15 protein-coding genes are annotated in these 18,748 nt (G+C 45.3%); 7 read left to right on the top strand and 8 right to left on the bottom strand.

All coding sequences use genetic code 11. The features are described 5' to 3' along the window. Window positions 1-154 precede the first annotated feature (154 nt). A complete protein-coding gene (locus NYE58_RS01530) occupies window positions 155-6,100 on the bottom strand; it encodes an S-layer homology domain-containing protein (RefSeq protein WP_341000934.1) in 5,946 nt (1,981 codons plus the stop codon). A gap of 256 nt (window positions 6,101-6,356) precedes the next feature. On the opposite strand from NYE58_RS01530, the gene NYE58_RS01525 reads away from it, so the two are divergent. After that, window positions 6,357-6,743 carry a hypothetical protein gene (locus tag NYE58_RS01525; RefSeq protein ID WP_038568262.1) on the top strand — a complete coding sequence of 129 codons (387 nt, stop codon included), beginning with the start codon at window positions 6,357-6,359 and terminating at the stop codon, window positions 6,741-6,743. 107 nt (window positions 6,744-6,850) lie between these two features. Here NYE58_RS01525 and NYE58_RS01520 read toward each other — a convergent pair whose 3' ends face one another. The 3 genes from NYE58_RS01520 to NYE58_RS01510 form a co-directional block, all read right to left on the bottom strand. Continuing rightward, a complete protein-coding gene (locus NYE58_RS01520) occupies window positions 6,851-7,867 on the bottom strand; it encodes an AI-2E family transporter (RefSeq protein WP_036687315.1) in 1,017 nt (338 codons plus the stop codon). Window positions 7,868-8,007: 140 nt separating this feature from the next. Beyond that, window positions 8,008-9,192, bottom strand: a complete 1,185-nt coding sequence (locus tag NYE58_RS01515) for a polysaccharide deacetylase family protein (RefSeq protein WP_341000933.1) — start codon at window positions 9,190-9,192, stop codon at window positions 8,008-8,010. A 209-nt stretch (window positions 9,193-9,401) separates the two neighbouring features. Next, window positions 9,402-9,959 carry a GbsR/MarR family transcriptional regulator gene (locus tag NYE58_RS01510; protein ID WP_076101159.1) on the bottom strand — a complete coding sequence of 186 codons (558 nt, stop codon included), beginning with the start codon at window positions 9,957-9,959 and terminating at the stop codon, window positions 9,402-9,404. Between the two features lie 195 nt (window positions 9,960-10,154). Here NYE58_RS01510 and NYE58_RS01505 point away from each other — a divergent pair, with 195 nt between their 5' ends. From NYE58_RS01505 to NYE58_RS01480, 6 genes are read left to right on the top strand one after another with little or no spacing between them, the layout of a single operon-like run. Further along, the gene (locus NYE58_RS01505; protein WP_341000932.1) at window positions 10,155-11,060 is read left to right on the top strand and encodes a carbohydrate ABC transporter permease; all 906 of its coding nucleotides are present in this window, start codon (window positions 10,155-10,157) and stop codon (window positions 11,058-11,060) included. Window positions 11,061-11,085: 25 nt separating this feature from the next. Then, window positions 11,086-11,931 carry a carbohydrate ABC transporter permease gene (locus tag NYE58_RS01500; protein ID WP_076275940.1) on the top strand — a complete coding sequence of 282 codons (846 nt, stop codon included), beginning with the start codon at window positions 11,086-11,088 and terminating at the stop codon, window positions 11,929-11,931. A 35-nt stretch (window positions 11,932-11,966) separates the two neighbouring features. Continuing rightward, the gene (locus NYE58_RS01495; protein WP_081387137.1) at window positions 11,967-13,313 is read left to right on the top strand and encodes an ABC transporter substrate-binding protein; all 1,347 of its coding nucleotides are present in this window, start codon (window positions 11,967-11,969) and stop codon (window positions 13,311-13,313) included. 15 nt (window positions 13,314-13,328) lie between these two features. Beyond that, window positions 13,329-14,117, top strand: coding sequence for an HAD family hydrolase (locus NYE58_RS01490; RefSeq protein ID WP_076275939.1), 789 nt, complete (start codon window positions 13,329-13,331; stop codon window positions 14,115-14,117). Next, the gene (locus tag NYE58_RS01485) at window positions 14,114-14,455 is read left to right on the top strand and encodes a DMT family transporter (protein ID WP_248549163.1); all 342 of its coding nucleotides are present in this window, start codon (window positions 14,114-14,116) and stop codon (window positions 14,453-14,455) included. The genes NYE58_RS01490 and NYE58_RS01485 overlap by 4 nt, the downstream gene beginning before the upstream one ends. Window positions 14,456-14,506: 51 nt before the next feature. After that, on the top strand, window positions 14,507-15,376 hold the full coding sequence (locus NYE58_RS01480) for a metallophosphoesterase family protein (RefSeq protein WP_076275938.1): 870 nt from the start codon (window positions 14,507-14,509) through the stop codon (window positions 15,374-15,376). Window positions 15,377-15,470: 94 nt separating this feature from the next. Here NYE58_RS01480 and NYE58_RS01475 read toward each other — a convergent pair whose 3' ends face one another. The 4 genes from NYE58_RS01475 to NYE58_RS01460 are packed head-to-tail and all read right to left on the bottom strand — an operon-like array spanning window position 15,471 to window position 18,744. Next, window positions 15,471-15,920 carry a hypothetical protein gene (locus NYE58_RS01475; RefSeq protein ID WP_076192528.1) on the bottom strand — a complete coding sequence of 150 codons (450 nt, stop codon included), beginning with the start codon at window positions 15,918-15,920 and terminating at the stop codon, window positions 15,471-15,473. A gap of 33 nt (window positions 15,921-15,953) precedes the next feature. Then, complete coding sequence (locus tag NYE58_RS01470) at window positions 15,954-16,871, bottom strand: ABC transporter ATP-binding protein (RefSeq protein ID WP_280753353.1); 918 nt, start codon at window positions 16,869-16,871, stop codon at window positions 15,954-15,956. Continuing rightward, window positions 16,864-17,883: an ABC transporter ATP-binding protein gene (locus tag NYE58_RS01465; RefSeq protein ID WP_076127008.1), complete on the bottom strand. Its 1,020-nt coding sequence runs from the start codon at window positions 17,881-17,883 to the stop codon at window positions 16,864-16,866. The genes NYE58_RS01470 and NYE58_RS01465 overlap by 8 nt, the downstream gene beginning before the upstream one ends. Before the next feature lie 15 nt (window positions 17,884-17,898). Continuing rightward, window positions 17,899-18,744 carry an ABC transporter permease gene (locus NYE58_RS01460; protein ID WP_036687295.1) on the bottom strand — a complete coding sequence of 282 codons (846 nt, stop codon included), beginning with the start codon at window positions 18,742-18,744 and terminating at the stop codon, window positions 17,899-17,901. Window positions 18,745-18,748: the final 4 nt, after the last annotated feature.

Genomic DNA, 18,748 nt, shown 5'->3' with positions numbered 1-18,748 from the left:
ATTCTGAAAATTTAAAATTAATTCAAAAATATTATATATGAAAAATCATATGAATAGTGGAAATTTCCTTTTTACATAGAAGAAAAAGGAGACTACACGCAAAAAAGACAAAAAGCAGGCCAGAGTCTCCTCTGCCTGCCTTTGCCAACCTATCTTATAATTTGATTATTCCATATAACAGTTTTGCGATTTCAGCACGGGTCACTTTGCCACGAGGGTCAAAGTTATTGTCGCCCTTGCCGTCAAGGATTCCCTTTGCTTGCAAATCAATTACCGCTTGCTTCGCCCACTCAGATACACTATTCATATCCTTAAAGCTTGCAGCAGCAGCAACGGAAGCTTGCAATCCTGCTTTATACTGCATCAGTTTCTGCAGGACAACTGCCGCCTCCTCACGAGTAATCGCATCTTTAGGTCGGAACTTGCCATCACTGCCTTGGATCAATCCAAGCTGGACAGCTTTCTCTATCGACTGTGCATAATAAGCATCTTTAGATACATCTGCAAAAGCACTCTGTACGATAGCCCCATTTGCTTCATCCAATCCGAGAGAACGAACGGCCAGTGTAACAAAATCTGCACGGGTTACATTCGCCTGTGGTCCATAATGCGTATCGTCGATCCCTTTAATCACATGCTTAGCCGTCAGCTTGGAAATATACGACTCTGCCCAGTGACCAGCAGTATCCCTAAATTGCTTATGGTATTCCAGTACCGCAAAGGAGGAAAAGTGATTTGTTGTGAAGGTAACGGTATTATCCTTAAACACTCCACCCAAATATTCCAACGTGCTGCCATTTACATAATAGACACCCGCAAAATCTGTATCAAGCTTAGCAAGCTGTTCCTTAGTCAGCGTCAAGGTAATCGTAACAGCACCTTTAAGCTGGTGGATAGCCGTTTCTTTGCCTCCTGCAGATGTACTGAGGTTCAGCGTAACGTTAGCTCTGAATGGACTCATTCCAGCGTCATTGGCCTGTACAGATATCATACTCGTATCAATGCTTAGTAGCAGCATATCACTGCCTGCCGGAATGGCTGGTAAGGAGTTTGTTGGTATGCTCAAGGTAACGTTAGATGAAACAATATTCAAATTCAACTTCTTTTCGACAGCCTGTTGAACAGCGGCTGCATCAAGAGCAATTCTAATCTGATCTTGAGCCGGGGTTGCTCCGCCTGCGCTAATCTTTAGGCTTCCCCCTGTAGCAGCTTCCTCTATCAGTTTCTTCAAGGCTGACGGATCAGCTGTATACGTCCCATTACTTCCTAATGCCAGTTCAATGTTTCCCTTTCCCGCTCCAGGTGTGGCTGTAGGCGTTGGAGTCACTGTTGGCACTGGTGAAACTACCGGAGGTGCCGTTGTCACCTCTGGTGCTGGTGTCGGCGTCACCTCTGGTGCTGGTGTCGGCGTCACCTCTGGTGCTGGTGTCGGCGTCACTTCTGGCGATGGCGATACCTCTGGTGTCGGCGTTACCTCTGGTGTCGGTGTTGGTGTTGGTGTCACCTCTGGTGTCGGCATCACATCCTCTTTTCCAGTGTAAAAGCCCCAGATATCTGAAAGCACACTACCGGAGTGATCATCCTCAACCTTTGTATACCATTGGTAGTAGCTATCCGGATTCAGCTTACTCCAAGTGACCTGAGTCTCCGCGCCACTCTCTACTTGTGGATTGGCCGCAATTTCCTGGTCGCTGTAAACCTTGACTCCGATATAGTCGGTAGCCACACGTTTAGTCACAGGCTGTAAATCCAGATCCAGAACGAACTCATCTTTGCCTGGATATTCGTCTTCATCATAGTAGTTATAATCATCCAAATAAGGCGAATAAGTCTTCACGCGAAGTTTGTTATTAGCAACATCGAACTGAAGCAGACGGATATAGCCGAGTCCCCCTTCTTCAGCGCCTTGGTAATCTGCCAGCATTTGATAGACACTGCGGTCTGGAATACCGTCACCGTTATCATCCAGCTCGTCTACCTTAAGCTCAGCATCATGATAATGGCCGGACAGTGCTGCGATTACGTTTTTGTTAGGTTTCACAACCATCTCAAAAATCTTATCCGCAATAGGTGCACGGTTATTAGAAACCAGCAAGTATTCATGGAGACAAAGAATCGCTTTACGCTCTGGATAACGGGCAACGATCTCATTCATCCATTCGATTTCTTCCTCAGCCAATCCCCAGCCCATGTATACAATAACAAAATCATTTCCGTTCGCAGACACTAAATCGTAATGGCCCCTGTTGTTGTCATAAGAGCCACCGAAGGTCGGCATATTCTTGAATCTCCACTCTCCAAAATACTCCCAGAATTTCGTGTAATCCCCGGTTTGATGGCCTACGTCATGATTACCCGCAAGAACACCATAAGGAATGTTAGCTTCCTCCAGAACCTTCATGTCCCGGTCAGCTTCCTTCCACTCATACTCCTGATAGGATTTATCCACGATATCTCCTGTATGAATAACATACTTCAGGTTCAAGCTCTCTTTGTTGTCAGCTATCCATTCTACATTTTTACGGTAAATGTAAGGGTAGCTCTGTGAATAATATTGTGTATCAGACATCCATACAAAAGAAAAGTCATACGTATCTTGTGTTACTGTTGGTGCTGTCTTAGCCACCGAAGCAATTTCGTCCTGAACCATTACTGCAATGCTATTTCCATTAGCATATTCTCCAGCTGTAACCGTGGATTTCAGCTCAAAATCCTCTGTTCCAGCGATTAAATGATCCAGCTGTACCCATTTTTGTTGAGTTGGACTCCATGCGTAGAGACTTACTTTACGTCCCGGCAACGAATTCCCTTTCCATTCAATATCTACACGATCTGACGCCTTAACCGACTCATCCAGCTTAATTTCATAACGCTGATAAGGGAATTGATTGACAGCATCATTAATTAAATATTGTCCGTCCACCGCACTTATTTTACTGTAGTCATCACTGCTAAGCGCTTGTTCGCCCGCAGGTACGGATTGTTTCGGCGGCTCTGTATCGGATGCATTTATAAACCCAGCAAAGCCTTGCTCCGGATGGTTAGCATCGTACTTAAATCCTCTAAAGAAGGTAACGTTTATCTTATCCTGATTAGGATCTTCAACCTTAACCTTTAAAGTCGGATTAGTACCTACAGCGGTCTCCCAGTTTGTAGGAGAAATAAGCAGTGGCGCAAATGGATTCTCATTCGGTACATGGAATGTAATGACCTTTTCTGCCTGATTGCCAATCCTATCTAAGGCTGTGATAGAAAGCGTATGCTCCCCAGCCGATAACTTCCCGGATGAAGTAGCATAGGGCAGTTCAATAACATTACCATCCAGCTTCACGCTGACCTTATCTACACCCGCATAAGTATCCTTAACTTCAGCAGCAATTTCAAAATTGCCACGGTAAGTTTGTCCTTCTTCTATGGATGCTTTGATGGATGGTGGCGTGTTGTCGACAATTACGTTTGATGATACTTTCGTTACACCTTCGGTAAGCGTTACTTTATGTTCTCCGTCAGTTGCTTCCTTAGTATTCCAGTTGTACGCCTTTGAACGGAACAAATCCGCTTTTAGATCAAACTGGAAGCCGAGGGATTCATGCTTACCTGCGCTGTCCCCCATCTTGATTTCCTTATCACGTTCTGCATAAGCCGGGTCCCAAATTTCGGTACCATCTGCCAGCAGGAGACGAACATTTTTCACTTCAAAATCATCCTTATTCTCCTCAGGACGAGGATCAAATGGAGATGATTTAGAGCCCGCCCGAATGTAAATCACATTATCCGTACCCTTTTTTAAAGCGGCAGAAGAAATAGGAAAAGTCAATGTAGTATACGTAGTAATCGGGTCCATAAAGGTATACAGAATACTGGCATCTCCTAGTTCTTCCGGTCCCATCGTGATCGCATTTTTAAAATAATAGTCCACATTTTTAGCTTCAAATACAAAGTAGGCATCATTCTCCAGTGCATTATATGTCTCGTTATTGCCCAGTAACTTACTGTCAATGCTCAAGCCTAAGACATCAGCCTTAGCGGTGGCAGAGGTTCCCTTTACGGTCACGGAGCCATTGATCAACTGCCCTTCCTTCACATTCAAACGAAGGGGTGATTGATCCTGTCCTCCTGTAACTTTTACTTTCATTACTGGAGATTGTGTTTCATTCGTTCCATCAGAAACAACAAAGTAATACTGGATTTCATTTCTGCCAATCAAATCCGCAGAGGTCAATTTGAAGTGATACAAGCTGTCGTTGAAGTCTTGGGATAGATTGTGGCTAACAGCCTCCGGCTGCTTGTCCGAAGACACTCTAACTTCCACAGAAGTAACAGCTTTATTGTCATCAGCAAAAGCCTTCAAATCGAGACCCAGCGACTGATCAATCTCCGTTACGCCCGTCAGATCTTCTACTGTTGGTTTCTCTGTATCCGGCTCCACATGGATCGGTGTGCTTGGAAGTTGTGTTACATCCGTCTGGCCTGGTGACGGAACGGCTGACCCCGTACTGATCTTGAGCATTTTGCTCAGCCCATTCACAGGATACTTATATAGAAGGGCTTTATTCTCTTTGGTGTCATCACCTTTAGCTCCACCATCGTAGGTGAGGTCAGCATCATAATACGCGGAGGAAATTTCTTTTTCCGTGTTACTTTTGATTACGACTGCCCGGCGGCCAGAGTTCGCCATACCATCGCTTTTGATCAAAAAGAGATTGGTGCCTTCAATTAAGTTTGTGTTGAATTCTGTATTGAAATCATTAGCAGTGTAAGTACTATTGGCACTATTAATAACCCAGAACACCACGGACTGCTGTGCAGGAATCAGAAAGTTCTCTGGCGTCGAAGGCCACTTCACATCGGAAGCGTTACCTTTATCAGGATAACGATAATAGACCTTGTAGTCCTTGAAATTAACAGGTGCATCAGTATTGTTATAGATCTCAATGAATTCAAAAGCGTCGCTGCTCGTTCCTTTTACATTCGTCGAATTCGGCAGCAGCTCTGTGATTAACAACGGCGGCACATTATTCGAATCAAACGCCGGCAGGTTCACATGAACAGAATAACTCTCTGTCACATTATTAACGCGGATGCTGTAATGCAGCTCCGGCTCTTCCAGCGCAGCTGCAGGAATCATTGCCGCATATTCATCCCCACCTTTTGAGGTCATGGTGATTACCGTATCTTTCGCCTGAGAAGGAGAGCCATACTGTAGCTTCACTACAGGTAGTGATCCATCTGCCCCGCTTTCCAGATTAGTAATCTTCGCACTGATAGGGAGATCGGCTGGATCGACACTACTCTGTGCAATATGTTCAATCACTGGCTGCTTGTTCCCAGGAACTAGCTCAGGCACTTGTTCTGCCTCTACGGTTCCAGGCGTAGCCACAACCGTTCCCGAATTCACCATGAGGTTCATAACGGAGCTATCTGCTTGCAAGTATTGATAGAAGATCCCGTTATTCTCCTTCACCTGTTCTTTTCCATAGGAAGCAGAAACAATTAGCGTATCTCCTGCTTTGCTTTTAATTTGTAAATTACGCGCAGAAGTGTTAGCCATCCCCCCGCCACCGTTGATCCGGAACAGATTCACTCCTTCCTGCAAAGCTGCAGAAGGATTAAAGTTTTTGATGAAATCCTCCGTAGGAACATTCAGATTATTGCCGTTCATAATCCAGAAAACAATATTTCCATGCGCCGGTATTACAGCATCACCATTAGGTGCCCATGAATCTTTGTCATTATAAAAGAAATAATAATCCTTAAAATTAACCGGCTTGTCCGTATTATTGTAGACCTCAACAAACTCGTAACCATCTACAGAGGTTCCATCTGTCCCTTTTACATTTTTAGTATCCGGAACAACCTCTGTAATCAGTAGCGCTCCTGGATTATTAGGTACCGCGTACACCTCTGCCATTACAGTCGGTTGACTTAAAAGCGTGTCGAGCTCAACCTGTTCATCAAAATGCGCCTCTAATTCGGAAGATGTCTGCTCCGTCTCCAGCTGCTGCTCTTCGGCATATCCTGCTGGAGCCATGATTCCCAACATCAAACTGCTGGCAATTATGCTGGAAAATAAACGTTTAGCTTTTGCTGTTATTCTCAAAACTCCGAACACTCCCCATTTGTTTGATTGTGATTCAATGCATAAATATGCAATGAATCTCATCTGGAAAGTATACCTGCGGTGTATTATCGCTATATCATAGCCGTGTTAAATCTTTAGGTTATTTTTAATATTGCTTAAGCTTCAGTTCAGCTTCGCGGGTTACAATATAACTAGTTAGAACCCATTTTAAACGATACTTTAGACGGATGCTTAAGCAAGATAAGTTATTGCAGAACAAGAAAAGAGGACTCTAATGGATATAAAAAGAGTGATCATAGTCGGAACGGTAGTTGTAGTGATGTCTTTCGGAAATGCTTGGACTAGTCTTACCGCTAATGCAAGTTCGCCTGTAAAATGGTCCACGGCAGAGGTCGCGGATCAAGACGAATTATTGGAGGTACTTAACCAGCCAACGGACGAGGATCTATACGAGGCCATATATGACGGTAAGTCACTTCAAGATATTGCATCAGAACAAGGCCAAGATATTGAAGCTGTAATCGATCTACAGGTTGCCCAGCTAACGGATCAATTGGATTCACGGTTAGCCGCTGGAAGCATAACAACCGAGCAGTATGCGGCATATAAAGCGGAGCTGAGGGACATCGTTTCAGATAGTGTCCATACTTCCTTCGGTTAAGGGAATACATACAGCGACGCTGTAACATACACAAAAAAAACCCGGCTAAATGGATCTTCCATTTAGCCGGGTTTTGTATATTTAATACTTATTTTATAACAGAATCCCTAAGTCCCTATCTTGTTCTCTCTGTTAATCTCCAGAATATCAAGGAAGAATACAAAGATCGGAATCCCCAGAATCAGACCCCAAACCCCGAGATAATGCTCAGAGAATAACAACACGATAAACGTATAGAACATAGGCAAATTCATTTTGGATGACATCAGTTTAGGATTTAGGAAGTAGCCTTCTACAAAATGAAGCACGGCAATCATTGCCAGTACATAGATAGTCATGACTAGGCCACCAATATTGTAACCAATAATACAAAGTGGGATTAGCGAGATAACAAAACCTACAACCGGAATTAAACTAAGCAAGAAGATCATAATGGATAATGCGAAAAGGTAAGGAAAACCTAAAATCCAGAGTCCGATCACCGTAAAGCATGTATTAAACAACGCGATCAGAATTTGTGCTTCGATCACTTTTCCGAAAGAGGAGATAAATTTTCTGCCAAAATACTCAAGCTCTACATAGAACCAAGAGATTTTGCTCTCTTTAAGGCGGGAAGTGAAACTAACGATCCTGTTCTTCTCAAGTATAAATACAAAGCTCAAAATGGTTGATAAAACAAAGCTGGTGCCCCAATTGCTTATTTTCAAGACATATTCAATACCGTCTTTCATGTACGACTGATAGTTCAAATCCTTAAGCTGGGCGAATATATACTGCACTATATCATTCTGCGGGATGTTCTCAGGGGTCAAATTGGTCAAAAAATTCGTTAACTGTTTAATCTGTATGAAAACCTTAGGCAGATAATTAACGAGGGTTATGACAATTACAGCGATTAAGGCAAGGTATAGAATAACAATAATCACTTTGCTGTTAACTGCTACATATTTGTTAATGCGCTTCGTGAGCAGCACTTGAAAGCTATTCATTACATACGCAATCAAAAACGTCAACAGTACCAAATTAAGCATATCTCTAATACTGAATAGCAGTAGAGCAACCAATCCTAAAATCAAAAAACGCCGGACCGTTAAATTTGCGTAATAACGCTTAAACAATTCCATCAGTTCTCTCCATTCGCTTACCAATTAGTACTCTGTTTATAGTCTACAGTAAGGAATTCACTTATAGCAACTAGTGATTCGCCTAAAATGACGAATTTACTCACTTTTTGTAATCTCATCATCTATAAAAGTGACACTTTTCATGCTCCTGCATCCATATGAATCAATTCAACGATTCGGCGTTTCGGATCATATTTCATATCTATATGCAGATCTTTGCATAATTGATGAAATGGAACCATCAAGGTTCCCTTCCTCATTTCAGGAGAATTCCTTACCATATTCACCTTTTGGTTGTTCAAGGTCAATTCCATAGGCAAATCGATATGCTTCATCTGATCAAGCGTCAACGCAGCGGTAAGTGTCTCACTTCCCCCGTTAATTCGTGCGGCATTCCGATCCGCTCTGGTGTTAATCCCATCCTCAATTTTGAAGGTCAGCGAAATCCCTAGCGAATCACAAACAGCCAGCAATCTGTCATTGTAGGACCCATAAGGAAAAGCTATCGCCGAATCCGTATTGCCCAATTCTTCCTTCAGCCTTTGCTCCGCCTTAGCCAGATCACGTGTAACTCTGCTGTAGTATTCGACATTCATCTCATTCCTGTTCTCATCATCAACATATAACAAGGCACTTGCAGCTGGCCGCTGCCCGCCCTCGGCATCGACAATCCCATAATGGTGCAAATCATAGGTATGACTATAAAATCCCATCCCAGCATGCTTCATTTCCCGCATTTGCTCCCAAGTGAGCTTCGGTACGCTATTCGGATCTGGGTGATCTATTGTAGATACGATAACAAAATTAACGGCTGTATATCCGTATTTTTGCAAAACGGGGAACGCCAATTTATAGAAACTCTCATATCCATCATCAAAGGTCAGCAGCACTGCATTGTCCGGAACTGCGCCGTTATTCAGCATAAATTCACGGTATTCCGCCATGTTGATCACATGAAAACCTTCCTGCTTCAGCAGATTCATTTGATCATCAAACCGATCAACCGATAACACCCAAGGAAACTGTGGCATGGGCTTCTCAGAAAGATGATGATACATCAGCACAGCCACCTGATCTCTGTAGTAAATACCTTTTGGAAGAGGTCCGGATTTCTGCCAGCCGATTTGTGTATTTAGTGCCTGTTCAGCTACCGCCTTCGGGATCATAAGATCATCAGGCGAGGCTGGGTTGGCAGCTATCGTCTTTATCATTTGACCATTTACGTTAATAATAATTGTTGAAGGTTCACGTTGTGTATTCAAAATAGCAGCAAGGCTCAGCAGTAGAACTATGACAACAAGCAGCATATATTTTTTTGTTTTCAATCTCAGAATCTCCTTAACAACATTTCTTGTCCCTATGTAACTATATATTTTATGGAAGTTCCACCTGCTATTGGTTACATTTTCTTCTTATTTTTGTTTCTTTATCATAAAAAAGAGGGCGAACCTCAAGCCTGAACCGGCTTAAGGAACACCCCGCAAAATGGAGATCTATATACAATTATGTACATCTATATGTGATTGTAGACGGTCTAGGACCTTCTCTTATCTGCGAAGTAATTCTCTTCCCCAAGCTCGTCCACGAACTGCTGCAGCCAATGATAATATTGGACGGCATGCTCCAGCTTCTCCAGATCCTTCAGGCAGAATTGCCGCTCCTCCTCAGATGTATCTACGGCTTGAACCAATCCCTCCAGCTCAGGAATGACAACGTCTAAAGCGTGCTTCATGACATCAATCTCCCGCTGTAGCTTCATCCCAAAAAAGTTCTTAAAGGTCTGAAAGAAATCTGTTTCCACTGCATACAGATCCTTTCGGTCCCGCTTCTCCTCCAGCTTAGTGACCATCTTGGAGGCCATCAAAGAACGGACTCCATAGCTCATATTACTCTTGCTCATATTCATCACATTCTTCATCTCTTCAAGCGTCATCGGACGGTCTTCAAAGAACATAATTCCATACAGCTGCCCGAATGAATAATTCGCACCATATAGGTCCATCGTCTGAGCAATCGCATCGATCATCGGACGCAGCAGCTGCTCGCGTGGAGATAAGTCTTTATTCTCTTCACCAAAGGCTACCTGTTTCATAGCTGCACCTTCATTCCACTTAGAATCTACCCTTCTATTTTACACAAAATAGCAACTACCTGCGCTAATCTCTTAATTTTTTACATAATCTCGCATCGATCTTTACGTCCACTTGACCACGCAGCCGCCCGATGAGTGTACAATTTTTTTTGAACGGAAGAGCTTTCCTCAGAATTATACCGCAAAAAACAGAAGATGGAATGGGGTATCGACAGAATAATGAAACGTTCGAGATTTATAGGGGAGTTGAAACCGGTGCTCTTCACCTTGCCGGCAATGATTCCATTCGTTGTATTTTGGCTAGCGCCATTACTTTATGTATTTTATCTCAGCTTTACGGAATGGGACTTCATGAGCCCTGAGAAAACCTTTGTCGGACTAACCAACTATCTGGATCTGTTCAGCAATCCTGCCTTCTATAAAGCACTTAGAGTGACTCTGTTATTCTGTGCCGGAAGTGTGCTGCCCGTTATTCTGATCGGACTTGGACTAGCACTCCTGATGAACGGGAAGCTGAAAGGGTCCACCCTCTATCAGGTATTGCTGTTCTCCCCTTGGGTCACGCCGACCGTGGCTGTATCCATTGTCTGGTCCTGGATCTATGAACCCGAAATCGGCCTTGCCAATACTGTACTTGACCTCTTAGGTCTAGAAAAAATCGGTTGGCTTCAAGACCCTAAATGGGCGCTGCTTGGCGTTCTGCTCGTGACAATATGGAAATCGGTAGGCTGGGCGATGATTTTTTACTTGGTGGCACTACGCAATGTCCCTACGGATCTGCTGGAAGCAGCTCGACTGGATGGAGCAAATGCTGTTCAAAAATTCAGCCGTATTACTTTACCGCTAATCTCGCCAACGACACTGTTTCTGTTCATCGTACAGATCATCGGGGCGTTACAGGCTTACGACCAGATTAACGTACTTACACAAGGTGGACCCTCAGGATCAACACGCACCTTGCTCTATATGTATTATCAGTCTGCCTTTGAAGCCTTTCAGATTGGAGAAGCCTCTAGTGTCGCAATGGTTCTGGTATTTATATGTATGCTGCTCTCCGTAGTCTCGCTAGAGGTTAGTAAACGGACAACCCATTATCAATAACAACTGCTGTAAAGGAGAACGACTGATGAATGCAACGATCGTACGCGTGGGCAAGCTGACCCGCCATCTATTTTTTACAGCTATTGCACTGATCATGGCCTTCCCCTTCTATTGGATGGTCACCAGCGCCTTAAAAACCAATGATGAAATCTGGCAGTCTCCGCCCACAATCTGGCCTAAGGATGCGCTGTGGAGTAATTTTTCAGCCGCCTGGCACGAAGCCCCTTTCTTCAGATATATGGGCAATAGCATATTTGTCGCTGTTTCGATTGTTATTCTGCAGGTCATAAATTCCGGGATGATGGCCTATGCGCTTACGCATATGAAATTCCGCTTCAGAGGGCTGTTCTCAGGCGTTATTCTTTTCGGCTATATGGTTCCAGCCACCGCAGTTTATCTTCCCGGATATTTGGTATTGTCCCAGCTCTATCTACTGGATTCATATGCCGGATTAATTCTATCCAACTGTGTAAGTGTCTTCTCCATCTTTCTAATTCGCCAGGCCTTCCTTCAGGTTCCCCATGAGCTGGTGGAGGCTGGAGAAGTGGACGGTTCCTCACATATGCGGATTCTGTGGACCATTCTTGTCCCCATTACACGTTCTTCCTTTGCTGTGCTAGCCCTGATCACCTTCATTGATCAGTACAATAACTATTTCTGGCCGATGCTCATCACCAAAGATCCTAATCTACAGCTAGTCTCGGCGGGTCTGCGTAGTTTCTTTACTCAAGGAGGTGCTTACGGATTAAAATGGCCGCTGATCATGGCCGCTAGCGCATTCACCATCACCCCGTTGCTGCTAGTATTTCTACTAGCTCAGAAAACGATCATGCAAAGTGTCAATATGACCGCTGGTTCCAGCAAAGGATAAGCTAACAATTCTATTTTAATAAGAGGAGAATGATGATGAACGTATTGAAGAGACTGTCCACCCTGTCTTTAGTTGCCGGATTTACAATGTTAACAGCTTGCGGAGGAAATGCGAATACAGGCAATGTTACAGCGGCGAATGGAGCTTCTTCCTCCCCCTCCACAGAGGCTGCGCCCACACAAAATGCACCGGTAACAATTGAATTCTGGTATGGTCTCGGCGGCAAGCTTGGTGAGAATATGGAGGCACTGATTCAGAAATTTAATACCTCTCAGCAAGAGGTCATCGTCAAAGGTATCGCGCAGGCAGACTACACGGAAACCGAACAGAAGCTGCAAGCAGCTATCGCTACAGGAAAAGTACCTGCGGCTGCTCTCTCCTCCAATGTAGATTGGGCCCGTAAAGGATATTTCGCTCCGATAGACGAGCTTATGGCACTGCAGCCAGATTTTAATAAAGAGGATTTTGTCCAAACCTTTCTAAATCAGGGCCAGGTTGATGGTAAGCAATACTTCCTGCCGATGTATGGAACAACGCAGGTCATGTACTACCGCAAAGATGTTTTTGAGAAGAATGGAATTGATGCGAGCACACTAAAGACTTGGGAAGATCTGGCTGCCGCAGCTGCGAAAATGACAGTGAAGGACGGCGGCAAAACCACCCTTTATGGTTGGGAGCCTATGTGGGGTTCAGGGAACATGATTGATGCCGTACTCAGCAAAGGAGGCACTATCCTTAGTGAGGATGGAAAACAAGTTATGGTTGACTCTAAAGAGTGGATTGAAACCTGGGATTTGTTCCGCAAGTGGATTCACGAGGATAAGATCATGCGGATTCATTCCGGCGGTCAAGGCTGGGAGTATTGGTACAAGACGATTGACGATGTAATGAAGGGTCAAGCCGCAGGCTACACTGGCTCCAGCGGCGATCAGGGCGACTTGGACTTCAGCATTGTTTCGGCTATGGAGCAGCCAGGCTGGGCAGGGATCGGTGAGGGCAAACCCGTAGCCCAAGCCCTTATGGCCGGCATTCTATCCAAAGCCAGCGACAGTGAAAAGGAAGCAGCTATGAAATGGCTAACCTACTTCACGAATGCTGAGAATACTGCGTCCTGGTCCATTAATACGGGATATATTTCGGTGCGCCAATCCGCATTGCAAGACCCGGCGTTTGTGTCATTCAGCGAAAGCAATCCACAGATTAAGGTTCCATTGATGCAAGCTTCTCATGGTTCTGCACCTTTCCAAGACCCAACTGGCGGCAAAATTAACGATGCGTTGACAATCGCCGCAGATAAGGTGCAGATTGAGAATATCCCAGCAGCACAAGCACTTAAGGAAGCACAAGAAACGGCGCAAGCTGCGCTTGATAAATTAAAATAAAGGGCGGTGGACTTCATGTCTGAGCTCATCACGCCACAAGGCAGATATGCTGTAGCAGCTATTCTATTCGATAAGGATGGTACGCTGCTCCAGTTCGTATCCCTCTGGGGCAGCTGGGGCGAATGTTTTTTAGAGAGATTCACGAAGTATATGAGACAAAGAGGGCTACAGATTGCAGAAGAGCAGCTCCCTGCATTAATGGGAACTGTACACAATGCCCAGGGGAGCATTACCGATTATGATCGCAACGGACCGCTGGCTATGGGGACTATGAGTGATCTTTATGCCATTCTGTCATGGCAGGGTTATCTGCAAGGTTTATCTTGGGCGGAGTCCATGGAGCTTGTCCATCAATGCCGTCTCGAAGCGGATGTTAGGTTAGAAGAGAAACGCCCCGTTCACTCCCTTCCGGGACTTCATCGTTTTCTTGATGAGTGTGTGAGTGCAGGCATTCCTCTCGCCGTGGTGACCGCAGATGAAACAGAGGCCGCAGACAAACATCTCCAATGGCTGGGCATACGGCATTATTTCTCCGAGGTAATTGGAACAGATCTTGTGGATCAGGGTAAACCTTTCCCCGACATGGTGCAGCTTGCCTGCAAAAGGTTAGCCGTGGAACCCGCGTACACAGCGGTTATCGGCGATACTAACGGGGATATGCGAATGGCTAAAGCAGCGGGTGTACAGGTAGCTATCGGCCTAGCAGAAAGCGACGGTACTAGTGCTTCAACACATATTCTCCCGGATGCAGATCTCATTGTACAATCTTATGCTGAGCTCAGAATTGAGGTTACTTCCCTGTGAGAATAGAAGGAATATGGGCATGGATGTTTCTGGCGCTGGCTATTGTGTTCGAACTCTCAGGGACCCTCTCAATGAAAATATCTCAAGGGTTCACCCAGCTCTGGCCTTCCGTGCTTATGTTCCTGTTCTATGGAGCCAGCTTCACCTCCCTGAATTATGCTCTCACCTCTATTAAGGTAGGCGTAGCTTATGCGATATGGTCAGGAGCGGGAATCATCCTGATTTCCTTCATAGGAACCCTGTTCTTTGAAGAAAAGCTAACCCTATCCTCACTACTTTGGATAGCCGTCATCATTGTCGGGATCATAGGACTGAATATTAGCGGCAAGACGCATTAGCGAACAGCAACAGTATTGGATAGGTTCATAGATGAAGGAGGATGCCCAAACATGAGTACGAACACATCACCTGAAGATAAACCAGTTATCACCTTTCAGATCATTACGGATACCCATGTCACTGCTGACCGCAATCATGAGTACAATCTTAACTTCGAGCTGGCTCTCCGTGATATAGCAGCGCATGGGGAAGGCAGCAGCGGGATTATGCATATCGGTGATGTCACAGACCACGGCTTCCCTGCTGAATACGAAGAAATGCTTCGTATCCTCAAACAATACAAAACCGAACTGCCCGGGATTACCTTTACCTTAGGCAATCATGATGTGGGCCTCGGAAATTGGGAATCACGTTTAGGAATGTATACGTCACAGACCGGAATGTCCGGACCCTATCATGATCACTGGGTCAATGGCTATCATTTTATTATGCTAGGGACAGAACAAGGATTGCCCAAATTCTGTGATCTTTCTTCTGAACAGCTTGATTGGCTGGAGCATAAGCTTGGAGAACAAGCTTCACCAGATCAGCCTATCTTTCTCTTCCTGCATCAACCGCTTAAAGACACCGTAGCCGGATCGCTGGAATCGCAAGATTGGTATGGTGTCACACAAGATAAGGAATTAAAAGAAATCCTGTCGAGATACCCTCAGACCTTGTTATTCACTGGACATACCCATTGGGAGCTGGAGGTAGACAACACTATGTTCCCTGGCGATGGAGAGATCGCAACGATGTTTAATGCTGCTTCTGTCGCCTATCTTTGGACTAATGAAGATAAACATAAAGAGGGCAGCCAAGGCTTCTATGTAGAAGTGTATAGCGATAAAGTGCTTGTCCGGGGCAGAGATTTTAAGACAGGAAGCTGGGTTGAGGCTGCACAATATGAGGTAGCTTACCCAGCGGTAAACGTATATTAACGATAAGCATTTAAGCGAGAATTATAACAAAAAAAACGATTGTGCACAGGGAGTCCTTCCCCGCAACAATCGTTTTTTACTGTAGCTATTCAGCTTAACGTCCAATCGGTGCAATCCGGTAGACAGCTGTATCTCCAACCGCTGCCTTCGTATCGCTCTCGATCTGCCAACCGAAGGATAACACAGAGGCTAAACGTTCCTTCTCGGCCAAGGTTAAAGCCACCTCAGCGGCTTCCTTACCTTCCTCAAGCTCCAGAGCCGCTTCTTTGCCCAGAGCTACCCATATCCAGCTGCGAATCCCACGAATCGTGTTGTATTTAATCTGATAGCCTGTCTTCACCGCTTGCCCGAACAACTCCGGCTGCTCTGACTGCAACGTAGTCAGCTGCTTATAATCAAATTGGTATTCGCTCTTGTCAACGGGCAAATCGCCCTCTGCCACTTTACGAAGAATATCCTCATCAGACCACCCCAAGGAGCGGAGTGATTCCACCAATAACGCATCCCACTGGGATAACTTTACCCGGTTTAAGTTCTCTGACATTCTGATCCCTCCCAATCTATATATAGAGTCTAATCATACCGTAAAATCATAAGCAACATAATGGCCCGGACTTACTTCCTGTAGTGTGGAAGTCTCAGCTCTGCCATACTCTTGCGAATATCCGTCTAAAATAATTCTCTGATTGGCCCGCCGGGGATCCGTCTCCAAGATGGAAGACAGCAGCGCCTTTGTATAAGGATGAATAGGATTCTCGTACAGCTCATCACTTTCGGCTACCTCTACTAGACGACCGCCATACATCACGCCGATCCGGTCAGAAATATGCCGTACCATCGACAGATCATGTGCGACAAAGAGATAGGTCAAGCCGAATTCGGACTGCAAATCCTCCAGCATGTTCACTACCTGAGCCTGGACAGACACGTCCAGCGCTGAGATCGGTTCATCACACACGACAAACTCAGGTCTTACGGACAATGCTCTGGCAATCGAAATCCGCTGGCGTTGGCCACCGCTGAATTCATGCGGGAAGCGGTAGAGATGTTCTCTTTTTAAACCTACCTTTTCCAGCAATGCCGCAACAGCTTCTTTGCGTTCTTCACCTTCGTGGATACCGTGGATTTTCATCGGCTCACTGATCAGATCAAGCACACTTAAGCTTGGATTAAGTGATGAATAGGGATCTTGGAAGATCGACTGAATGCGTCTGCGAAAAGGTTTTAGCTGCTTCTCTCCAAGCTTGCTCAGCGGCTGCCCGTCAAAAGACACTTCACCGTCTGTGTAGTCATATAAGCGCAGCAAGCAGCGTCCAACCGTGGACTTGCCGCTTCCCGACTCTCCAACCAGCCCAAAGGTCTCTCCCTGACGAATCTGAAAGCTTACGCCATCTACTGCCTTAAGCACCGATGTATCGCGTCCCCACATATCCTTGCCTTTGGAGAAATGTTTTTTGAGATTATTTACGTCCACTAGAATCTTATTGTCACTCAACCGAACCGCTCCCTTCAACGCCAGCTACGGCTGGAGTCTCCTGCACGCCATCTGCTAACCAGCACATCGAACGGTGACCGGGCGATAATTCGATTACCGGAGGACGTTCGCTGCAACGGGCAAAAGCATTAGGGCAACGTTCCATAAAGGGACAGCCAGAAGGAGGATTCAACAAATCCGGAGGTGTGCCTTCGATTGGAATTAGACGTTCACGCGATTTGCCGTCACGTTTCGGAATGGAGCGAAGCAGACCTTTCGTGTAAGGATGCTGTGGGCGATAAAAAATATCCTCCACCGTACCTTCCTCCATCACTAGTCCACCATACATTACGATAACCCGTGTACATACCTGAGCCACCACACCCAAATCATGGGTGATCAGCGCTATAGCTGTACTGGTATTATTTTTTAGCTCTTTAAAAAGATCAAGAATTTGGGCCTGTATTGTTACATCAAGCGCAGTTGTCGGCTCATCCGCAATCAATAGCTCTGGCTGGCAGGAAAGAGCCATAGCGATCATGACCCGCTGCCGCATCCCGCCGCTGAATTCATGCGGATACTGCTGCAGCCGCTGCTCAGGATTATTAATGCCCACCTGCCGCAGGATACTTGCTGCCTCTTTAAACGCTGCTTCCTTATTTAAGCCGCGATGCCGCCGGATGACCTCCGTAAGCTGCTGGCCGATTTTTTTCACAGGATTAAGAGAAGTCATGGGGTCCTGAAACACCATCGCTATGCGGTTACCGCGCAGTTTTCTCCACTCTTTTTCCGAAAGGTTAGATAAATTGTCACCACGAAAATTAATATTTCCAGCGATAATTTTACCCGGAGGTGTAATCAACGACATAATCGCCTTCGCAGTTACACTTTTCCCGCTTCCGGATTCACCAACAATCCCTACCGTTTCTCCAGCATCTATATGAAAGCTAACGCCACGAACTGCCTGATTCTCTCCATCCCGAGTTTGGAAGGAAACCTTCAAATTCTCAACAGACAATAGCCGTTCCGTCATGATGTCTTCACACTCCTATCTTCGGATCAGCTTCGGTTCAAAGCCAACCCGCAAAATATCGCCCAGAACATTAAAGCTCAGAACCGTTAATAGTATCAATAACCCCGGGAACAATGCCAAATAAGGTGCCTGAGCGATATATCCCTGCGCATTGTTAAGCATACTGCCCCAAGTGGCATTCGGAGGTTGTACCCCGAACCCAAGGAAGCTTAGGGACGACTCCATCATAATCGCGGAAGCGATATTATTCGTCGCACCTACAATCACAACAGGTACTAGCCCCGGAAGAATATGACGCCAAATAATTCCGAAGTTGCTCTGGCCGGAAGCTTTTGCATACAGTACATATTCCCGTTCTTTAATCGTCATCGTCTCCGCACGAATCACACGGGCAATGTTCATCCACATTAATAGAGCAATAATTAAAATGATGTTTCCTACACTCGGCTTCAGAAATACGCTGAGCAGCAGCAGCACAAGGAAAGATGGAATGGACATCACTACATCAAGCATCCGCATCAATAGATTATCAATCCATCCGCCAAAATATCCACTGATTACGCCCACCGTCACACCTATACCCGTGGCAATGATCATTGAAGCAAAACCAACTAGCAAAGATACCCGGCCACCATACAAAGCTCGGGCAAAATAATCCCGGCCGTAATCATCCGTACCAAACCAATGATCCGCCCCGGGTGCTTTCAAACGTGCCAAAACATCCATTGCATTCGGATCATGTCCGGATAAAAAAGCAAATATAGAGCCTAGTGTGAAGACGATTAAAGTAATGAGGGCTGCGACACCCAATTTATTCGTAAATAGCTCATCTCCAACACTTTTCCATTTACTGCGATTCATGAGG

Origin of the sequence: Paenibacillus sp. FSL L8-0708 (assembly GCF_038009325.1) — a bacterium.
GTDB classification, from domain to species: Bacteria; Bacillota; Bacilli; order Paenibacillales; family Paenibacillaceae; genus Paenibacillus_AQ; species Paenibacillus_AQ odorifer.
The sequence above is the reverse complement of the archived record's forward strand: the minus strand, read 5'-3'. Positions and strand labels throughout refer to the sequence as shown.

Excerpts from the sequence above, each read along its gene's own strand:
- NYE58_RS01465 (WP_076127008.1), bottom strand. The coding sequence starts at position 17,883 with ATGACGGAACGGCTATTGTCTGTTGAGAATTTGAAGGTTTCCTTCCAA.
- NYE58_RS01500 (WP_076275940.1), top strand. The coding sequence starts at position 11,086 with ATGAATGCAACGATCGTACGCGTGGGCAAGCTGACCCGCCATCTATTT.
- NYE58_RS01490 (WP_076275939.1), top strand. The coding sequence starts at position 13,329 with ATGTCTGAGCTCATCACGCCACAAGGCAGATATGCTGTAGCAGCTATT.
- NYE58_RS01480 (WP_076275938.1), top strand. The coding sequence starts at position 14,507 with ATGAGTACGAACACATCACCTGAAGATAAACCAGTTATCACCTTTCAG.
- NYE58_RS01475 (WP_076192528.1), bottom strand. The coding sequence starts at position 15,920 with ATGTCAGAGAACTTAAACCGGGTAAAGTTATCCCAGTGGGATGCGTTA.
- NYE58_RS01460 (WP_036687295.1), bottom strand. The coding sequence starts at position 18,744 with ATGAATCGCAGTAAATGGAAAAGTGTTGGAGATGAGCTATTTACGAAT.
- NYE58_RS01495 (WP_081387137.1), top strand. The coding sequence starts at position 11,967 with ATGAACGTATTGAAGAGACTGTCCACCCTGTCTTTAGTTGCCGGATTT.
- NYE58_RS01505 (WP_341000932.1), top strand. The coding sequence starts at position 10,155 with ATGGAATGGGGTATCGACAGAATAATGAAACGTTCGAGATTTATAGGG.
- NYE58_RS01525 (WP_038568262.1), top strand. The coding sequence starts at position 6,357 with ATGGATATAAAAAGAGTGATCATAGTCGGAACGGTAGTTGTAGTGATG.
- NYE58_RS01520 (WP_036687315.1), bottom strand. The coding sequence starts at position 7,867 with ATGGAATTGTTTAAGCGTTATTACGCAAATTTAACGGTCCGGCGTTTT.
- NYE58_RS01510 (WP_076101159.1), bottom strand. The coding sequence starts at position 9,959 with ATGAAACAGGTAGCCTTTGGTGAAGAGAATAAAGACTTATCTCCACGC.